At 58.7% G+C, this 16,973-nt stretch carries 18 protein-coding genes; 4 read left to right on the forward strand and 14 right to left on the reverse strand.

Annotated features, from left to right (window positions below; genetic code table 11):
• Positions 1–175 precede the first annotated feature (175 nt).
• On the forward strand, positions 176–1,315 hold the full coding sequence (locus BXY66_RS00100; RefSeq protein ID WP_132858159.1) for a DUF3095 domain-containing protein: 1,140 nt from the start codon (positions 176–178) through the stop codon (positions 1,313–1,315).
• A 21-nt stretch (positions 1,316–1,336) separates the two neighbouring features.
• Here the strand turns inward: BXY66_RS00100 and BXY66_RS00105 are convergent, their stop codons facing one another.
• The 6 genes from BXY66_RS00105 to BXY66_RS00130 form a co-directional block, all read right to left on the reverse strand.
• Positions 1,337–2,398 carry a branched-chain amino acid ABC transporter permease gene (locus BXY66_RS00105; RefSeq protein WP_132858160.1) on the reverse strand — a complete coding sequence of 354 codons (1,062 nt, stop codon included), beginning with the start codon at positions 2,396–2,398 and terminating at the stop codon, positions 1,337–1,339.
• A gap of 2 nt (positions 2,399–2,400) precedes the next feature.
• Complete coding sequence (locus tag BXY66_RS00110; protein ID WP_132858161.1) at positions 2,401–3,432, reverse strand: branched-chain amino acid ABC transporter permease; 1,032 nt, start codon at positions 3,430–3,432, stop codon at positions 2,401–2,403.
• Positions 3,433–3,493: 61 nt separating this feature from the next.
• Positions 3,494–4,216: an ABC transporter ATP-binding protein gene (locus BXY66_RS00115; RefSeq protein WP_132858162.1), complete on the reverse strand. Its 723-nt coding sequence runs from the start codon at positions 4,214–4,216 to the stop codon at positions 3,494–3,496.
• Positions 4,209–4,985 (reverse strand): ABC transporter ATP-binding protein, encoded by a 777-nt coding sequence (locus tag BXY66_RS00120; RefSeq protein ID WP_132858163.1) that lies wholly within the window; start codon positions 4,983–4,985, stop codon positions 4,209–4,211. The genes BXY66_RS00115 and BXY66_RS00120 overlap by 8 nt, the downstream gene beginning before the upstream one ends.
• Positions 4,986–5,067: 82 nt before the next feature.
• Positions 5,068–6,243, reverse strand: a complete 1,176-nt coding sequence (locus BXY66_RS00125) for a substrate-binding domain-containing protein (RefSeq protein ID WP_132858164.1) — start codon at positions 6,241–6,243, stop codon at positions 5,068–5,070.
• A 141-nt stretch (positions 6,244–6,384) separates the two neighbouring features.
• Positions 6,385–7,794, reverse strand: coding sequence for a pyridoxal phosphate-dependent decarboxylase family protein (locus tag BXY66_RS00130; protein WP_132858165.1), 1,410 nt, complete (start codon positions 7,792–7,794; stop codon positions 6,385–6,387).
• Positions 7,795–7,904: 110 nt separating this feature from the next.
• On the opposite strand from BXY66_RS00130, the gene hpaR reads away from it, so the two are divergent.
• On the forward strand, positions 7,905–8,348 hold the full coding sequence (hpaR, locus tag BXY66_RS00135; RefSeq protein WP_132858166.1) for a homoprotocatechuate degradation operon regulator HpaR: 444 nt from the start codon (positions 7,905–7,907) through the stop codon (positions 8,346–8,348).
• On the opposite strand, the gene maiA is transcribed toward hpaR, so the two are convergent.
• The 8 genes from maiA to hmgA all read right to left on the reverse strand — a co-directional run bounded on the left by maiA (position 8,345) and on the right by hmgA (position 15,952).
• On the reverse strand, positions 8,345–8,980 hold the full coding sequence (maiA, locus tag BXY66_RS00140; protein WP_132858167.1) for a maleylacetoacetate isomerase: 636 nt from the start codon (positions 8,978–8,980) through the stop codon (positions 8,345–8,347). The genes hpaR and maiA overlap by 4 nt on opposite strands.
• Positions 8,977–9,177, reverse strand: a complete 201-nt coding sequence (locus BXY66_RS00145) for a DUF2783 domain-containing protein (RefSeq protein ID WP_132858168.1) — start codon at positions 9,175–9,177, stop codon at positions 8,977–8,979. Before BXY66_RS00145 ends, maiA begins: the two co-directional genes overlap by 4 nt.
• A 3-nt stretch (positions 9,178–9,180) precedes the next feature.
• A complete protein-coding gene (locus tag BXY66_RS00150; protein ID WP_132858169.1) occupies positions 9,181–10,791 on the reverse strand; it encodes an FAD-dependent oxidoreductase in 1,611 nt (536 codons plus the stop codon).
• 96 nt (positions 10,792–10,887) lie between these two features.
• The gene (locus BXY66_RS00155; RefSeq protein WP_132858170.1) at positions 10,888–11,838 is read right to left on the reverse strand and encodes an MBL fold metallo-hydrolase; all 951 of its coding nucleotides are present in this window, start codon (positions 11,836–11,838) and stop codon (positions 10,888–10,890) included.
• A gap of 5 nt (positions 11,839–11,843) precedes the next feature.
• Positions 11,844–12,380, reverse strand: coding sequence for a dihydrofolate reductase family protein (locus BXY66_RS00160; protein WP_132858171.1), 537 nt, complete (start codon positions 12,378–12,380; stop codon positions 11,844–11,846).
• 15 nt (positions 12,381–12,395) lie between these two features.
• On the reverse strand, positions 12,396–13,652 hold the full coding sequence (gene fahA / locus BXY66_RS00165) for a fumarylacetoacetase (RefSeq protein ID WP_132858172.1): 1,257 nt from the start codon (positions 13,650–13,652) through the stop codon (positions 12,396–12,398).
• 18 nt (positions 13,653–13,670) lie between these two features.
• Positions 13,671–14,522 (reverse strand): MBL fold metallo-hydrolase, encoded by an 852-nt coding sequence (locus BXY66_RS00170; RefSeq protein WP_132858173.1) that lies wholly within the window; start codon positions 14,520–14,522, stop codon positions 13,671–13,673.
• A 101-nt stretch (positions 14,523–14,623) separates the two neighbouring features.
• Positions 14,624–15,952 carry a homogentisate 1,2-dioxygenase gene (gene hmgA / locus BXY66_RS00175; protein WP_132860280.1) on the reverse strand — a complete coding sequence of 443 codons (1,329 nt, stop codon included), beginning with the start codon at positions 15,950–15,952 and terminating at the stop codon, positions 14,624–14,626.
• A gap of 103 nt (positions 15,953–16,055) precedes the next feature.
• Between hmgA and BXY66_RS00180 the strand changes: the two genes are divergently transcribed.
• Both BXY66_RS00180 and BXY66_RS00185 read left to right on the forward strand, forming a co-directional pair.
• Positions 16,056–16,550, forward strand: a complete 495-nt coding sequence (locus BXY66_RS00180; RefSeq protein WP_132858174.1) for a MarR family winged helix-turn-helix transcriptional regulator — start codon at positions 16,056–16,058, stop codon at positions 16,548–16,550.
• Positions 16,551–16,692: 142 nt separating this feature from the next.
• Entirely contained in the window at positions 16,693–16,968 is a 276-nt protein-coding gene (locus BXY66_RS00185; protein ID WP_132858175.1) for a VPEID-CTERM sorting domain-containing protein, read from the forward strand.
• The last annotated feature ends 5 nt before the right edge of the window (positions 16,969–16,973 follow it).

The raw sequence follows: 16,973 nt of genomic DNA on the forward strand, positions 1-16,973 counted from the left end.
AAGTCTCTCTCCCTGAGGCGCGACTTGATCCGAAAGGCGGAGGAATGACAAGGGGCCATTGTGCGGCTGTGTTCACGCGAGTGTGCAGCAATGTGTAAACACCAAAACTTGCGCCACACCGTAATGGTGCCATCTGGCTTTTCAGGGAGGGGTTCCAAAAAGGGGCTCTAGGACAATGTTTTTCAATCAATCAACGCAGGACTATTACGAAAATCTGCCGCGCACGGATGATTTCGACAGCCTGAGTGATCTGAAGCGGTATGTGCCGCTTCCGGATGATTGGGTTGTAGGGGTTGCCGATGTTGTCGGGTCGACCCACGAAATCGCACGCGGGCGGTACAAGGTCGTGAACATGGTCGGCGCGGCCGTGATTTCCGCGCAGATCAACGCCGCACAAGGTGCTGCGCTTCCCTTTGTGTTTGGCGGTGACGGGGCAGGTTTTGCAGTCTGGCCGACACAGCGGCGGGCGGCAGAACGGGCATTGGATTCTGTTCGGCGCTGGGCGCGCAAAGAATTCGAAATCGAATTGCGGGTTGCCATGGTGTCCGTTGCAGATGTGCGGGCGGCAGGGCGTGACGTGCGCGTGGCCCGCTATGCGCCGAGCAAGGGCGTGGATTATGCAATGTTCTCTGGCGGTGGTCTCGCCTGGGCCGAAGCACAGATGAAAGCAGGCCACATGGGGGTCGATGAGGACACGGCGGTAGAAGACACGCCGGATCTCACCGGGTTGAGCTGTCGTTGGTCGAATGTGAAGTCGGAACGCGGTGCCATCCTGTCGCTCGTGGTTGAGCCGCAAGAGGACGTGCCGGAAGCATGTTTCGCGAAGATCGCGGAGGCCGTTCTTGAGGCCAGCCAGACAGAGCCTCGCGCAATGCACCCTGTACCTCGTGTCGGGCCGGAGGCGCGTTTTCCACCACCGGGGATGACGATTGAAGCACGGGTGCGCCAAGGTGGTCCGGTCGCATGGAAGCTGGGAAAGCTGCTTGTCGAGAACATGCTGATCTGGGCGCTGATGAAGTCCCGTGGTGTCGGCAACTTCGACCCCACAGCCTACCGTGCGGAAGTGGCCGAGAATGCGGATTTCCGAAAGTTCGACGATGGGTTGAAGATGACGCTTGATTGCGACGCGGAAACGCAGGCGCGGATAGAAAAGGTGTTGCGCAAGGCAAAATCCGCGGGGTTGGTGCGTTACGGTTTGCACGCGCAGTCAGAGGCGATGATGACCTGTTTTGTACCCTCGGCCACTGAAAGCAACCACATGCACTTTGTGGATGGTGCCGCCGGTGGTTATGCGCAGGCAGCCGCGCGGCTTTGAGCCGCGCGGTCGGGAGCCGTGTCAGGTTCTGCCTTGCCTGAGGCGGCCGACAATGCCTGTTGGGAAGAAGTAGACCGACAGGATGAACAGCACACCCAGCCACAGGAGCCAGCGGTCTGCATTCAGCAGTTCCGGCAGGATCGGAAGGGCTGAAACGGCACTGCCTGCAACGTCCATGAGGCCCTGCAGGTAGTTTTGCGCCAACACGAAGATGGTCGCGCCGATTACAGCACCATACATTGTTCCCATGCCTCCGATCACGACCATCAGCAGGATGTCGATCATGATCTCCATCGAGAGGGTGGTATCGGGCCCGACGTAGCGCAGCCAGATCGCGTAAAGCGCTCCTGCCAGAGCTGCTATGGCAGCCGAAAGGCAGGTGGCCGCGACACGGTAGTGCACGACTCTGTACCCGATGGCTTCGGCGCGGAAGTCGTTTTCGCGGATGGCGAGCAGAACCCGACCGAAGGGCGAGTGTACGATGCGAAGCATCAACAGGAACAGGATCAGGCAGGACCCGAATACAAGGTAGTACTTCAGCAGTTTGCCGTTGGCTTTGACACCGAGGATTTCGCCGTCAGCGAACTTGAAAGCAGGCCCCAGTGCGCGAGGAATTTTGAACGACAGCCCATCTTCGCCGCCAGTCAGGCCAGAAAGCTGGCTGACCAGAACTGCGACGGCGGAGGCCACAGCGAGCGTGATCATCGCAAAGAAGATAGCGCGGACTCGCAAGCTGAACAGGCCGATGACCAAGGCCAGGAGCGCGGCAAGTGCTGCGCCCGCAAGTGCGCCGACAATGAGCGCGTCAAATCCACGTCCCATGTGCGTGCTTGCAAGGGCGACGCCGTAGGCTCCCAGTCCAAAGAACATGGTATGGGCAAAGCTCACGATGCCGCCGTATCCGAGCAACAGATCGTAGCTCGCCACCAGAACGATGAAGATGCAGATGCGGGCGGCGGTGTCTACCGAGCGCACGCCGGGGAATAGAAACGGCGCGAAGGCAAGGCAAAACAGAATAGCCACAAGCAGGACCGCCAGAACGGTGGAGCGCGGCATGTCGCCGGAGAGAAGTTTGCTCAGCATGGTCATTTCGCCTTTACCACCGGGATCATCCCCATCGGACGCCACATCAGGATTGCGACCATCAGGGCGATGTTTGAAATCAGCGCAGCCTTGGGTTCAAGGAAGGCAACGTAGTTCTGCATCAGACCCACCAGAAGCGCGCCGATAAAGCAGCCTTCGACGGAGCCGAGCCCGCCGATGATCACCACGATGAAGACCAGGATCATGGTCTGGTTGCCCATGTGGGCGGTAATGACTTCCTGATAGAGACCCCAAAGAACGCCGCCCAAACCGGCGAGTGCGGAACCGGCAATAAAGACGCCGATGAACACCATCCGCAGGCGGTATCCCAAGGCCTCGACCATTTCGCCGTTTTCTACACCGGCTCGAACGATCAGGCCGATCTTGGTGCGACGCAGGACAAAGCGCATGGCGGCAAAGATCACGATGCCGATTGCCACTGCGACAAGTCGGTACTTTTCGAGTGCCGCGCCTGCGAAGGTGATCGCGCCTTTCAGCGCTTCGGGACGGGTGATGTAGATTTCTTCCGGTCCCCAAAGCACGATAATGAGCTGTTCGACGACGATCAGACCCCCCATTGTCACAAGGATCTGTTTGAGGTGGTGGCCGTAAACCGGTTTCACAATCACCCGCTCGAATGCCCAGCCCATCAGACCCGTGGCGGCCATTGCGCCGACAATCGCGACCATGAGCGCAGTGAGGTTCAGTGCCAGAGCGCTGGCGCCAGTCATGTGCTCGAGCAGCAAAAGGAAACTGACCCCCACGAAGGCGCCAACCGAGACGAAAGCACCGTGGCCGAAGTTGATGACATCCATCAGGCCAAAGACCAGTGTCAGACCAGATGCCATGATGAAAATCATCATGCCCATTGCAAGGCCTGAAACCGTGAGTGTGAGCCAGCTTGATGTGGCGGGTATTGCAATCAGCCCGAGTAGCATCAAGCCAATGACCAAAAGGACTGGCGCATGTGGGGCGAGACGCTCGCCCAGCGACATGCGCGCCATTGTCGGGGTGTGATCCGGTGCGGCGCTCATGAGCGGCTCCTCGGGGTTCGTGTTCCAGTTTCTTCAGAGTTGGCGAGTGTGGTAAGGCGCATCAGTGGGCCTCCACGCTCAGGCCCATCAGCCGTTCCTGCAATGCCGCGTCGGTTGCCAGTTCAGACATCTGCCCGGACCAGATCATGCGACCGTCATCCATCACGTTGGCGGTGTCGCCAAGTGCTTTGGCCACAGCGAAGTTCTGTTCCACCAAGAGGATCGACGCCCCCTGATCTTTCAGTTCCTTGAGGGCGCGGGCCATCGTCGTGATAATCGCCGGAGCGAGGCCCTTGGTGGGTTCGTCGATCAGATAGAGCTGACGCTCTTCGATCATGGCACGGGCGATAGTGAGCATTTGTTTCTGCCCGCCCGAGAGTGTGCCCGCGTCTTTTTTCCAGAAGGTTTCCAGCGCGGGAAACACAGTGAAAAGCCACTGTAAGCGGGATTGATCAATCGGACCGGAAACCGCGGCGAGGATCATGTTTTCCTCAACGGTCAGGTCGGCAAAAATACCCATGTCCTCGGGAACAAACCCGACACCCAACCGCGCAATGGCAGGGGTCGGCAGTTTTGTAATGTCCTGACCGTCAAAAAGGATTGCGCCTTTGTGGGCCCGCCAATGGCCGATTATTGAGCGCAAAGTGGTGGTCTTGCCGACGCCGTTGCGACCAAGAAGCATGGTGACCTGGCCGCGCGGAACCTCGAGATCCACCCCTTGCAGAATGTGGTATTGGGCGATGTTGGTGAATACACCGTCGAGTTTGAGGATTGGGTCAGACATTGGCCAATGCTCCTTCGAGATCGCGACCCATATAGGCTTCCTGCACAACATCGGAGGCCATGACTTCGGCGGGTTCGCCGTCGGCGGCCAGCGCACCATTGTGCAAAACGATGATCCGGTCAGCCAGCGTGCGGATCACGTCCATCTTGTGCTCAACCAGCAGGATCGACCTGTCTTTGCGGTGTTTCAGATCGGCGATGAGATCAAGCACGACAGGGGCTTCGTCTACCGACATGCCCGCAGTGGGTTCGTCAAACATATAAACCAGCGGGTCGAGCGCGATCAGCAGGGCCACTTCGAGCTTGCGCTGGTCGCCGTGAGACAGTTCGGAGACAATCTGATGCGCCTGATCCGTCAGGCGGACGCGGTCGACAATTTCCATAGCCGGGGTCGTCAGGTCATCGTGTGTGGAGGCCATCGAGAACATGTTGAACCCACGGCCGGCCTTGGATTGAATCACAAGACGCACGTTTTCGAGCACATTCAGGTTGGGAAATAGGTTTGTCAGCTGAAATGCGCGGCCGATGCCCAGATGCGTGCGCTGGGCGACAGACATGCGAGAAATGTCGTGCCCGTTGAGCATGACGCGCCCTTCGGACGCGGGGATCTGGCCGGAGATCAGGTTGAAGTAAGTGGTCTTGCCTGCGCCATTGGGGCCGACAATCGCGGTCAGTTCTCCAGTGTTGAAGCTGCAGGAGATATGGTCCACTGCGACATGGCCGCCAAAGCGAACGGTCAGGTCGGTGGTTTCCAGAATAGCGTGTGACATGAGGCTTCTTTCCGACGCGGTGTCGGTGACAAAGGAAACCCGGCGACAGTCAGAGCCGCCGGGTCAGATATTGGGGAGTTTACTAGTTGCGGACCGGAATGGGCAGGTCGTCGATACCCAACTCGCGTACGAGTTCCGGGATCGCCCATTCCACATCGTCATCCACGCGGATTTTGAAGTGATACATGGGCTGCATCGCCTGGTGGTCCTCGGCGCGGAACATCATCTTGCCTTTGGGCGTCATCCATTCCATGCCTTCCATCGCGGTGATCAGCTCTTCGGTGTCGGTGCCGCCAGCCTTTTTGATGGCCTCCACGACAGCAATGCCTGCGGACATGCCACCTGCGGTGAAGAAGTCCGGCGGAGTGCCGAAACGTTCCTGATGAGTTGCGACGAGCCAGTCGTTCACTTCGTTTTTCGGGATGTCATAGTAATAGTAGGTTGCGCCTTCGAGCCCCGGGAAGTCCTTGTAAGCTTTCAGTGCCGCCAGAATGTTGCCGCCTGTCGCTATCTCGACGCCGAAACGGGACGGGTCCATCGCTTGAATTTTGCCCATTGGGTTGCCACCGCCGGCCCAGATGATGAAGAGCTTCTTGTCGCCTTCGAGGTCCTTCATAGCAGTGAAGATGCGCTCTGCGGCCGCGGTGAAATCGGTCGTGTCGGTCGGCACGTACTCTTCATGAGCGATGCCCTGGCCTTGTCCTTCGAGCGCTTCGCGGAAGGCGGCAATGCCGTCACGACCAAACGCATAGTCCTGTGCCAATGTCGCAATGTGGACGTTTTCACCTGCAAGGGCGATCGCGTTGGCAACCGCGTCCTGAGACGAGTTGCGCGACGTGCGGAAGATATACCGGTTGAAGTTGGCACCTGTGATTGAGTCTGCCACTGCGGGCTCGACGATCAGCAGTTTTTCATATTCTTCTGCGACCGGAAGCATAGCCAGAGCGACGCCCGAGCTTACAGGACCAACCGCGAGGTCGACCTCATCGTCGCCATAGGCTTCCTCCAAAAGGGCCTTGCCGTTGTCGGGTTTCAGCTGGGTGTCCTTTTCAATCACGACGATCTTTTCGCCGTTGATTTCCATGGTGCCGCCGGTGGCATATTCCAAGCCAAGCATCAGCCCGTCATGGCTTTGTTTGGCGTAGGCCTCGAACGGGCCTGTCTTGCCATAAACGTGGGCGATCTTGATGTCGGCAATTGCCGCAGTTGCGGTCAGCGCCAATGCCGAGACTGCGCCCGCGATGAGCGATTTTGTCATGAGTTTTCCTCCCTGAACTCATCCCCGAACAGAGACCGGGGTGATTGTGTTCATGGTAGGAGGCAGGGGCAAAACCGGTCAATTCGGGGAAATTACGTAGGTGATTTTGCGGATGCCAGCAGCCTTTGAATTAGCCACGTGCTACAGCGTTTTGGCGATTTCCTGAATGACTTTGAAGGCGTCAATCACATCGTCTTGGGTTGCATCGACCTGGCCAACCTGAAACCGGATTACCAGTTGGTCATTGGTGCGGGTTTGCGTGATGTAGGTGCGACCATCGTCATTTACCGCGCTGACCAGCCGCTGGTTGAGGTCGTCCAGATCGGCCACCCCCGTCGGGGCATAGCGGAAAGTAAAGAGCGACAGAACGGGTTCAGTGATGATCTCGTAATCCGGCGTAGTGCGGATGGTTTCGCAGAGGTCATTGGACCAGGCCACATGGTTGCGGATCATCTGCTGTAAGCCTTCCAGCCCGTAAACGCGGAGAACGAACCAGATTTTCAAAGCGCGGAATCGGCGCCCCAACGGTACGGACCATTCGGAGTAGTTGATGATCCCGTCCTTGCCATGAGTTTTGAGGAATTCGGGTTGAATAGCGAGCGTCTTCACCAATTCTTCGGGTGTCCGCAGGAAATGGGCCGAGCAGTCAAATTGCATACCGAGCCATTTGTGCGGATTAAAGACGACGCTGTCGGCGCGCTCGACGCCTGTCCACATGTCGCGAAACTCGGGGCAAATCATGGCCGCGCCTGCCCATGCCGCGTCGACATGCACAAACAGGTTGTATTTCTCGGCTACATCACAGACGGCGTTTATGTCGTCGCTGCCGCCAGTACCGGTGCCGCCTGTGCTGGCGATGATGCCGGCCGGTAGATATCCGGCGGCGATGTCGGCTGCTATGGCTTCGTCAAGGGCAACAGGATCCATGCTCCTGTTCGGGCCTTGGGTTGGGATGCGGACGAGGTTGTCCTGACCAATGCCTGAGACCCATATCGCGCGGTCGATCGATGTATGGACTTCGATAGAACTATAGACGCGCAGGCGTGCTTGCCCAGCGAGACCTTCCTTGTTGCCGGACCAGTTCAAGGTGCGTTCGCGCATGGTCAGGACGGCCGCGAGCGTCGCGCTTGACGCGCTGTCCTGAATGACGCCGGAGAAGTCAGCAGGCAAACCGATGGACTGGCGCAACCAGTCGATCATACGGGTTTCCATTTCGGTTGCCGCGGGCGAAGTTTGCCACAACATGCACTGCGGTGCGATCACAGTGGCGAGATAATCTGCCAGCATCGACGGCGGCGTTGCGTTGGCCGGAAAATAGGCAAAGAAGCGTGGATGCTGCCAATGAGTGATGCCCGGCATGACGGTTTTTTCGAAATCCGCAAAAACGTCTTCCATTGCACCACCCTGTTGCGGGGGTGTTTCCGGAAGTGCTGCCAGGATTTCTCCGGGTGCAACCTGGGCGCGAACCGGACGGTCTCGAATGGTGTCGTGATATGTCTTTGCCCAGTCTGAAATGCGTGCCCCCCAGCGGGCGAAATCCGACCAATCCATATCTATATCCCTAGCGAATTCGTTGCCTTGAGATGCGCAGGCTAGGCAGCGTTCCGCGGACGTACAAGCAATGATTTGCGTTTTTGATGTCAGGGGTGCATGAAAGAACCATGACCGGACAAAACGATATTCCTTCCACGTCACAATCCCTGCCCATTGCCTTGCTGCGGGCGCGGGACAAAGTCATGGGACCGGTTCGCAAGATGCTGGCTGACGTAGGTGTGACGGAACAACAGTGGCGCGTTCTGCGCGTTCTGGTTGAGGATGGCCCGCAGGACCCGACAACAATTGCCGAAAGCGCAGTGCTTCTTCTTCCAAGCCTCACAAGGATTTTGCAGAAGCTGGAAGAAAAGGGCCTTGTGACGCGCGTTCGGGACCGGTTTGATCGGCGCCGGCATGTGATCACTTTGACCGAGGCCGGAGAGGCTCTGATTGCGGAAAACATGCCCGAGGCGCTTGCTCTGGCGAATGCGCAGAGGGAACGGCTGGGCCCGGAGAAGTTCGACCAGTTGCTGGCTTTGCTCGGTGAACTCTACGAGCGTCCCGAAGACTAGGGTCTGACCGTATCGGGATGAGCCGCGGCAAAGGCGGGATGCGCCTGACAGGCGGACTCCACACTCAGAATTTTCGGACAGGCCGACAGATCTACGTCCCACCGGCGGGCGTTGTAAACCTGCGGTATCAGGCACAAGTCCGCGAGCGTAGGTGTGTTTCCACAACAAAACGGCGTTTGACCAAAAGGGTCGAGCATCGCTTCGAAAGCATTAAGGCCGGGACCAATGAACGTTTGCATCCAGTCGCGCAACTCGTCGGGATCGCCTCCCGCGAGCGCCGCTGCGTGTTTGGCAACACGTAGGTTGCAGACCGGATGCACGTCCAATGCGATCGCGTGGGCCAAAGCCCTGATTTTTGCCGCTTCGGACGGTTCTTCGGGCAAAATGCCAAGGCGGCGGGTTTCGTCGAGATACTCGATGATGGCCAAAGATTGTGTGAGGCGCAGCCCGTCAATGTCCAGCACAGGCACCAGACCCTGTGGATTGCGATCCAGATGGACCGCGCTTCGGTGATGGCCTTCGACGAGATCAACGGGCACCACCTTGAAGGGAATGCCCGCGAGATTGAGTGCGATACGCACTCGGTAGCTGGCAGAAGACCGCCAATAATCGAACAGGACCGTCTCGCTCATGTGGCCTTGCGGCGGACTGCTGCCAAGGCTTCAGCTAGGACGGAGCGATCACCGATGTGATTGGCAAGAACTAAAACGAGGCGGGCATTCAGGGCGTCCGAGGCTTCGCGGCTGAGGCCATCGTGCGCTGCAAGCAGATCGGCGTAAAAGTCGTCAGCACTGTCGAGGTTCGGGGTCAGGATCAATGTGTCGGACATGTCTTACTCCTTGCCTGTGGCACGACGCAGGGCTGCTCGGAAAAGCGGTTCATCAAATGTCTCCCTGCGGGCGGCGATATGCTGGTCGGGGCGGATCAGGTAAACGCCGCTGGGCGCGTCGCCGAGATACCGCCGCTGCAGTGCAAGGGTAGGGTCGTCCCGCACTGACAGCGCCAGGCGTTTCACTTCGACACCGCCTTCTTCGAAGGTGTCGGGGGCGTCGGCGTCTATGGTCACAAGCACGAACCTGTCGCCGAGGTGATCCAGCAGGAAACCGTCAGGCAAAGGGGCATCCGGACAGGGGCTGCCGGGGCGGGTGATTGTTGGCCCGGCCAGCGCATCCGCGGAATTGAGCGGCGAGCCGTCATAGGTGCAAGGCACGGAAAGCCGGCCGGAGTTCACGAGCGGACGGGCGAAATCGTAGTCTTCGGCGAGGTCCAAAACCGCATCCCGCAGAATGCGGCTCATGTCCGACTTGGGCGTGATGAAATCGGTAGAACGGGTGGAATTGATGATGTTCTCGTCAGCGCCGTGGACGCGTTCCGTGTTGTAGCTGTCGAGCAGGGAGTCAGGCGCCTTGCCATCGATCACCATCTTGAGCTTCCAGATAAGGTTGTCGGTGTCCTGCATGCCGGAATTGGCGCCACGGGCCCCAAATGGGCTGACCTGATGTGCCGAGTCGCCGGCAAAAAGAGTCCGTCCGTGGCGGAAATACTCCATGCGGCGGCACTGGAAAGTATAGATTGAAACCCATTCGAGCTCGAATTTCACATCTTCGCCCAGCATCGCCTTCAGGCGGGGGATGACGTTTTCAGGTTTCTTTTCCTGTTCCTTGTCGATGTCCCAGCCCAGTTGCAAGTCAATGCGCCAGACATTGTCGGGTTGTTTGTGCAGGAGGGCAGACTGACCCTTGTTGAATGGTGGGTCGAACCAGAACCAGCGCTCGGTCGGGAAGTCGGCTTCCATAACCACGTCAGCGATCAGGAAGTTGTCCTCAAACACGCGGCCAACAAAATCAAGCCCCAGCATACGGCGGGTCGGTGAGTTGGCACCGTCGCAGGCGATCAACCAGTCGGCCTCGATCGTGTAACTGCCTTCGGGTGTTTCCACCTCGAGGGCAACGTGATCGTCATGCTGCCCGATGGCTTCGACCTTGTTCCGGCCGCGGACGTCGATGGGCGCGCCTTGCGCCTGCAATTCCCGAACCCGATCCACGAGATAAGTTTCGAAGTGATATTGCTGGAGATTGATGAAGGCGGGGCGACGATGCCCTTCCTCCGCGAGCAAGTCGAACTTGTAGACTTCGCGTTCGTCGAAAAAGACTTTGCCGACATCCCACTCGACACCTTTTTCGACAAACGGATCGGCGCTGCCGATGCGGTCGAGGATTTCGAGTTGGCGCTTGGCAAAACATATGGCGCGGGAACCGAAGGACACTTTTTCGTTGTCGTCCAGAACGACAACTTCGACACCCTGATTGGCAAGGTCGATGGCGGCTGTGAGCCCAACGGGGCCAGCGCCGATCACCACAACCTTGTGACGGGCTGGAACCGCCGCGTCCTGATCGGTGTGCCGCGCGTAGGGGTAGAGCGGCGTTTCAAAGATCTTGCTCATGGGGTCTCCTCCCAAAGATCAACAGCGCGCGTTCGTCTGCGGCGCAGGGTTCCAGAGTGGCGTCAGTCTTGCAACGATCTGGATCAAAGACAGGGCTTAACCTTGAAGGGCCTCCCACATTTCCAAGTCACGTTGGGCGGTCCAGATTCGGGGTGTGTCAATGCCGCGGGCCTCGTCAAAGGCACGGGCGACGTTGAAGGGCAGGCAGTGCTCATAGATCGCGTAGTCTCCGAATTTCGGGTCACATTCTGCGCGCACAGCGTCCCATGCTTCTTTGAGAGTGCCGTTGCGGGCCGCGACGCGGGCAGCGGGACGGTATGTGCTTTCGACAAAATCGCGGGTGTTTTCGATGGCGGCGTTGACCATGTCTTTGCCGATGAGCGCATCTCCGCGTCCCGGCGCAATGGCGTCCACGTCAAAGGCGGCAATGTTATCCAGTGTGTCGCCCCAATCGGAGAAATGCCCGTCTCCGCAGTAACACGCAGAGTGGTATTCCACGATGTCGCCGGTGAACATCACGTTCTGGTCCGGCACATGGATCACGATGTCGCCGGCAGTGTGGGCGCGTCCAAGGTGCATAAGGTCCACGCGGCGGTTACCAAGGTAAACGGTCATGTCCTCAGAGAAGGTTGTGGTCGGGTAGGTCAGGCCGGGGATGCTTTCATGGCCTTCAAACAGGCGCGGAAAGCGTTGGAATTCGCTGTCCCAGTCTTCCTGACCGCGTTCGACCACCATCGCACGCGCGGCGTCGCCCATGATGATTTGGTCCGCACCATAGGCCGATGCGCCCAGCACGCGCACGGCGTGGTAATGGGTCAGGACCACGTGGGAGATCGGCTTGTCGGTGACGGAGCGCACGCATTCGATGACTTTGTTGGCAAGGCGCGGCGTGGCTTGCGCTTCGACGATCATGACGCTGTCATCCCCGATGATGACGCCAGAGTTCGGGTCGCCTTCGGCAGTGAAGGCAAAAAGGCCGTCGCCGACTTCGGTGAAGGAGATTTTCTTTTCCGTCATATCGCCTTGCGACGCGAATGCCTTGGCCATGTGGGTCAATCCTTGAAATTATAGTCGAGTTTCATGATGCCGCCGGGCATCGCGGTGCTGGCGGTGAGAGTGAGGTTGCGTTGCTGCCCTTCGGCGAAACAGGGCAGCCCCTTGCCCAGAAGAGTGGGCATAAGAAAGATGGAGATGCGGTCGAACATGCCTGCATCCAAGGCGGTGCGCTGTGTTTGTCCGCCACCCATTATCCAGATACGCCGATGGTCCGCCGCCTCGATCGCATCTTTCAGGTCGGACACAGGTCCGGCAGCGGCGATGTGATCGCCTTTGAAATCATGCCGGTGCGTTAGCACGTAGGCGGGGCGGTCCTCATAGGGCCAGCCCCAGCCAAGCACTTGAATATAGGTGGCGTGGCCCACCATCAGCGCGTCGATCTCGGTGATGAATTCGCTGTAACCGCCGTCGCCCCCTTCGGACGCGATGTCCTCGTTGAAGGGCGTCAGCCATTCCACGCCGCCGTCAGGTGTTGCGATGAAGCCGTCGAGGCTCATCGCGATATATCCAACATATTCAGGGCGGTGTGTCATGGCGGGCTCCGGCGTTTAGCGTTTGTAGGGATCTTCCAGCGCTGGAAGTACGGTGCCAACGCAGGTGCCAAAACCGATGGTGTAGCCATCTCCTTTGGCCTCCCCACTCAAGGTAAGCGTGTCGCCGTCTTCGATAAAGGTGCGGGTCTCGCCTGTGTCGAGCGTCAGCGGCTCCTTGCCGCCCCAGCTGAGTTCCAGCAGACTTCCGCGCTCGGGCTTGGTTGGGCCCGAGATGGTGCCTGAGCCCAGCAGGTCACCAACGTTCATCGGGCAGCCGGATGTGGAATGATGCGCCAACTGTTGCGGCGCGGAGTAATACATCTGGTTGTAATTGGTGCGTGCGATGGTGGTCGCTTCCTGTCCCTCGGGTGCCATCGAAACCGAAAGGTCGATGTCATAGAGCATCGGGCCGACGTCCTTGATGTGCTCCAAAAGCTCGAACTCGCGCTCTGGCGTTTCGGTGCGGAAAGGCTCCAGCGCGGCCTTGGTGACGATCCATGGAGAGATCGAGGTGGCGGTGGCTTTGGCCTGAAACGGGCCAAGTGGCTGGTATTCCCAAGCCTGAATGTCACGCGCAGACCAGTCGTTGAGCAACACATAGCCAAAGATGTTGTCGTCCGCTTCCTGCACGGAGATCGGGCCGTCCGAGGACGTGCCAACGATGGCGCCCATTTCCAGTTCGATGTCAAAGCGGCGGCACGGCAGGAAGGCAGGCAGGTCGTGGTCGGGTGACTTCAACTGACCCCACGGGCGGCGAATGTCGGTGCCGGAGACCACAACCGAGGATGCGCGGCCGTTATAGCCAATCGGGATGTGCAGCCAATTGGGCGGCAGGGCATTTTCCGGGCCGCGGAACATGGTGCCAACGTTGAACGCGTGGTGCCGGCCTGCGTAGAAGTCGGTGTATTCGCTGACGGCGATGGGCATGTGTAGATCGGCCTCGGCCATTGGGACCAGATGCGGCTCCACCGCGTTTCGCTCCGAGCTGCCTTCGGCGAGCAAGGCGATCAGGCGCGCGCGCAGGGCCGTCCAGGCCTCTGATCCGAGGTCCATGAAGTCGTTCCAGTATGGCAGGTCAAAGACAGGTTCATCCGCTACTTTCACCAGCCCGGCGTCTTCTGCAGAGGCCATATCAAGGATCATGTCGCCGATCGCGACACCGCAGCGTTCTTCGGTGCCTGCGTGAGAGAAGACCCCATAAGGCAGGTTGTTCAGGGGGAAAGGGTGGTCGGGCGCGTTGGCGCTTTCGACCCAGCTTTTCATCAGAGGCATGCGCGTTTCCTTGTGCGTTTAGTCCAGCGGAATTTTCATCCCGTCGGTGCCAATAAAGAGGGGACCAGCCCATGTTCTGGCGGTTTCTTCCTGCCAGTGGGCGTCAGTGAAATCAGGATCGTCGCAGGGGACGAGGTGATTGAGGGCAAGGCGTTTGACGCCAGCCTCGGTGGCGATGCGGCCGGCCTCGGCTGCAGGCGTGTGGGAGCGTTCCAAATGGATGCGCAGACGGTCGTCGCCGTTGCCGACACGTTTGCAGAGCGCGTCGATGCCAGCGGACAACATGGCTTCATGCACCAGAAGGTCGGCGTTATGGGAAAAGTCGACCATTTCGGGGATCGGGGCGGTGTCACCGGAGAGGACAACGGTTTGGCTTGCGCCTTCAAAGCGCAGGGCAAAGCTGTCTTCTATTGGTGGGTGGGCATTGCGGATGGCGGTCAACTTGAGGCCCCCCAATGCGGTTTCGCCGTCCTGAAGCACATGCACGTCCAGCAATGGCTCCAGCGGCGGGCGTCCTTCGTCACGCAGGCGCAGTTCTACGTCAAAGGACATGGCATTGAGAAACCCGTGCCAGTAATGCGCCAGTCCGGTGGGGCCGTAGATCGGGATCGTGCGCGCAAGGCCTGCCGTCCATGCCGTGTGCAGGAGCGGGCCGAGTTCCAGATAATGATCGGAATGGAGGTGTGTGATTATGATGGCATCCAAATCGGTCAGGGCAACACCTGCATCACACAAACCCCGCGCAACTCCGAGGCCGGCATCCACCAGAACCGTCATTCCATCCATCTGAACAAGGATCGACGTGGGCATGCGTGTGCCGGGCCGGATCGCCGGCCCGCCCTTGGTCCCCAAAAGCGTGACTGAATTCATGCGCGTTTCCTCCCTGTCGCGACCCCGTCACTTTCCTTTTGCAGGAAATATAATGACGGAGTCACGAGCTTTGACTGGCACAGGGTCAGGTGCCCCCTAGGTCACTTCTTGCCTGGGGTGCCGTCGAACTTCTTCTCCAGATCAGTCCAGCAATCGATATAGTCGTCCTGCAGAGGTGCTTCCTGACCCGCAAAGGCTGTCAGGTGCTGCGGAAAACGGGTCTCGAACATGAAGGACATGGTGTTGTCGAGTTTTTCCGCCTTCAGGTCTGCATTGGAGGCGCCTTCAAAGGCGTTTTTGTCCGGTCCATGCGGTAGCATCATGTTGTGCAGGCTCATGCCGCCGGGAATGAAGCCTTTGGGTTTGGCGTCGTACTGGCCGTAAATGTTGCCCATCAGTTCGGACATGATGTTCTTGTGGTACCAAGGCGGGCGGAATGTGTCCTCTGCCACCATCCAACGTTCGCGGAAAAGCACGAAGTCGATATTGGCCGTTCCGGGTTGACCGGAGGGGGCCGTGAGCACGGTGAAGATCGACGGATCGGGGTGGTCGAACAGGATTGCACCCACGGGGCAATAGGTGCGCAGGTCGTATTTCACCGGGGCATAGTTCCCGTGCCATGCGACCACGTCCAGAGGGGATTGGTCGATGTTGGTGCGGTGAAATTGTCCGCACCATTTTACGGTCACGGTAGAAGGGACTTCGCGGTCCTCGAATGCGGCGACCGGCGCTTTGAAATCGCGCGGGTTGGCCATACAGTTGGCACCAATTGGACCGCGACCGGGAAGCTCGAATTTCTGGCCGTAGTTTTCGCAGACAAAACCCCGCGCAGGGCCTTCGAGAACTTCAACGCGATAAAGAAGGCCGCGTGGCAGAATGGCGATTTCCTTGGGCTCCAGATCGATAATGCCCAGCTCTGTGGAGAAGCGCAAAACGCCTTCTTGAGGGACAACCAGAAGTTCGGAATCGGCGGAGAAAAAGTAGTCATCCTCCATGGACGTGTTCACGAGGTAGATGTGCGATGCCATGCCGACCTGAGTGTTCACGTCTCCTGCCGTGGTCATGGTGCGCATACCTGTGATCCAGGTCAGGGCTTCTTCGGTGTGAGGTACCGGATCCCAGCGGTACTGGCCAAGAGACGTGACATCTGGGTCCACATTTGGCGCGGATTTCCAGAGGGGCACATCGATTTTTTCGTAGCGGTGGCTGTGTTTGACCGAGGGACGGATGCGATAGCACCACGTGCGTTCGACGCTTTCCGCGGTGAAGGCGGTTCCGGACAGTTGCTCGCCGTATAGGCCGTAGTTGCACTTCTGCGGGCTGTTCATGCCTTGTGGCAGAGCCCCTGGCAGAGCCTCGGTTTCGTAGTCGTTGCCAAAGCCGGGCATGTAGCCTTCGTGGGGGCCGGGAATGGACGGTGCCATTTGCATGCGGGTCGGGAGGGTGTGTTTGGTCACTTTTGTCTCCATCTCGAATTTGGTTGCATCGGTAATAGTTGATTTTGTAACTAACAAGCGGGAGGCGCGAGAAATCATGACGAAAACTGCCCACACCGAGGGGTTCGACCTGCTCGGTTTCCTGCCTTATCTGCTGAATCAGGCCGCCGAGGAAAGCAGCCTTGCGTTCCAGAAGATTTACAAAGACCGGTATGGCCTTTTGCGGACAGAATGGCGGGTGTTGTTTCACCTGGGGATGTTCGGGGAAATGACAGCTACGGAGATAGGGACCCGTGCAAAAATCCATAAAACCAAGATCAGCCGCGCTGTGTATCGACTTGCCCAGCGGCGGTACCTGAAACGCGTTCCAAGCGAAACGGACCGGCGGGTGGAGTGGCTTGTTCTGACCGCTGCTGGAGAGACTGTCTATCGCGATCTGCGCGATACGGCCGAGCGATATGAGGCAAGTCTTTTGGATGGGTTTTCTGCTGAAGACGTCGCACAATTGAAACGCACTTTGGCGCGGTTGGGCGGGGTGCCCGATTCGGGCGAAACGCCTGTTTCCCAGGCATTGCGGGATGGCGAACCCTAACAAAAAGGAAGTTTGGCGGGGATTGTTTTCCGAGCGGAGACAATCACTCTGCTTTGCGGCGAAAATGTGGCGTTGCTCTTGCCTGTCCCCCGTCTGTCGTGGCATTTTGGCGCAAAGTTTAGTTTTTCCCGGGAGAGGGATTATGGGTTTTAAAACGACAGCCAAGTTGGCTCTGATTACCGCAAGCACAACGTTGATGACTGCGACTTCCGCTTTGGCGCAAGATTCCGGTAGCCGTAGTGGTTGGTGGTGGCGCTGGTTCGAGCGTTGGGGCGGTGGTAGCACCGGCGGTAGCACGGGCGGCTCCAATGCCGTTCCGGAAATCGATGCGGGCGCTGGCCTGCTGGCGTTGGCTGCCGTTCTGGCAACGCTTGCGCTGGTATGGGAACTTCGTCGTCGCCGCAAAAAAGCGGATTGAATCGG

Origin of the sequence: Shimia isoporae (assembly GCF_004346865.1) — a bacterium.
Lineage (GTDB): Bacteria > Pseudomonadota > Alphaproteobacteria > Rhodobacterales > Rhodobacteraceae > Shimia > Shimia isoporae.

Excerpts from the sequence above, each read along its gene's own strand:
- BXY66_RS00100 (WP_132858159.1), top strand. The coding sequence starts at position 176 with ATGTTTTTCAATCAATCAACGCAGGACTATTACGAAAATCTGCCGCGC.
- BXY66_RS00105 (WP_132858160.1), bottom strand. The coding sequence starts at position 2,398 with ATGCTGAGCAAACTTCTCTCCGGCGACATGCCGCGCTCCACCGTTCTG.
- BXY66_RS00110 (WP_132858161.1), bottom strand. The coding sequence starts at position 3,432 with ATGAGCGCCGCACCGGATCACACCCCGACAATGGCGCGCATGTCGCTG.
- BXY66_RS00115 (WP_132858162.1), bottom strand. The coding sequence starts at position 4,216 with ATGTCTGACCCAATCCTCAAACTCGACGGTGTATTCACCAACATCGCC.
- BXY66_RS00120 (WP_132858163.1), bottom strand. The coding sequence starts at position 4,985 with ATGTCACACGCTATTCTGGAAACCACCGACCTGACCGTTCGCTTTGGC.
- BXY66_RS00125 (WP_132858164.1), bottom strand. The coding sequence starts at position 6,243 with ATGACAAAATCGCTCATCGCGGGCGCAGTCTCGGCATTGGCGCTGACC.
- BXY66_RS00130 (WP_132858165.1), bottom strand. The coding sequence starts at position 7,794 with ATGGATTGGTCGGATTTCGCCCGCTGGGGGGCACGCATTTCAGACTGG.
- hpaR (WP_132858166.1), top strand. The coding sequence starts at position 7,905 with ATGACCGGACAAAACGATATTCCTTCCACGTCACAATCCCTGCCCATT.
- maiA (WP_132858167.1), bottom strand. The coding sequence starts at position 8,980 with ATGAGCGAGACGGTCCTGTTCGATTATTGGCGGTCTTCTGCCAGCTAC.
- BXY66_RS00145 (WP_132858168.1), bottom strand. The coding sequence starts at position 9,177 with ATGTCCGACACATTGATCCTGACCCCGAACCTCGACAGTGCTGACGAC.
- BXY66_RS00150 (WP_132858169.1), bottom strand. The coding sequence starts at position 10,791 with ATGAGCAAGATCTTTGAAACGCCGCTCTACCCCTACGCGCGGCACACC.
- BXY66_RS00155 (WP_132858170.1), bottom strand. The coding sequence starts at position 11,838 with ATGGCCAAGGCATTCGCGTCGCAAGGCGATATGACGGAAAAGAAAATC.
- BXY66_RS00160 (WP_132858171.1), bottom strand. The coding sequence starts at position 12,380 with ATGACACACCGCCCTGAATATGTTGGATATATCGCGATGAGCCTCGAC.
- fahA (WP_132858172.1), bottom strand. The coding sequence starts at position 13,652 with ATGCCTCTGATGAAAAGCTGGGTCGAAAGCGCCAACGCGCCCGACCAC.
- BXY66_RS00170 (WP_132858173.1), bottom strand. The coding sequence starts at position 14,522 with ATGAATTCAGTCACGCTTTTGGGGACCAAGGGCGGGCCGGCGATCCGG.
- hmgA (WP_132860280.1), bottom strand. The coding sequence starts at position 15,952 with ATGCAAATGGCACCGTCCATTCCCGGCCCCCACGAAGGCTACATGCCC.
- BXY66_RS00180 (WP_132858174.1), top strand. The coding sequence starts at position 16,056 with ATGACGAAAACTGCCCACACCGAGGGGTTCGACCTGCTCGGTTTCCTG.
- BXY66_RS00185 (WP_132858175.1), top strand. The coding sequence starts at position 16,693 with ATGGGTTTTAAAACGACAGCCAAGTTGGCTCTGATTACCGCAAGCACA.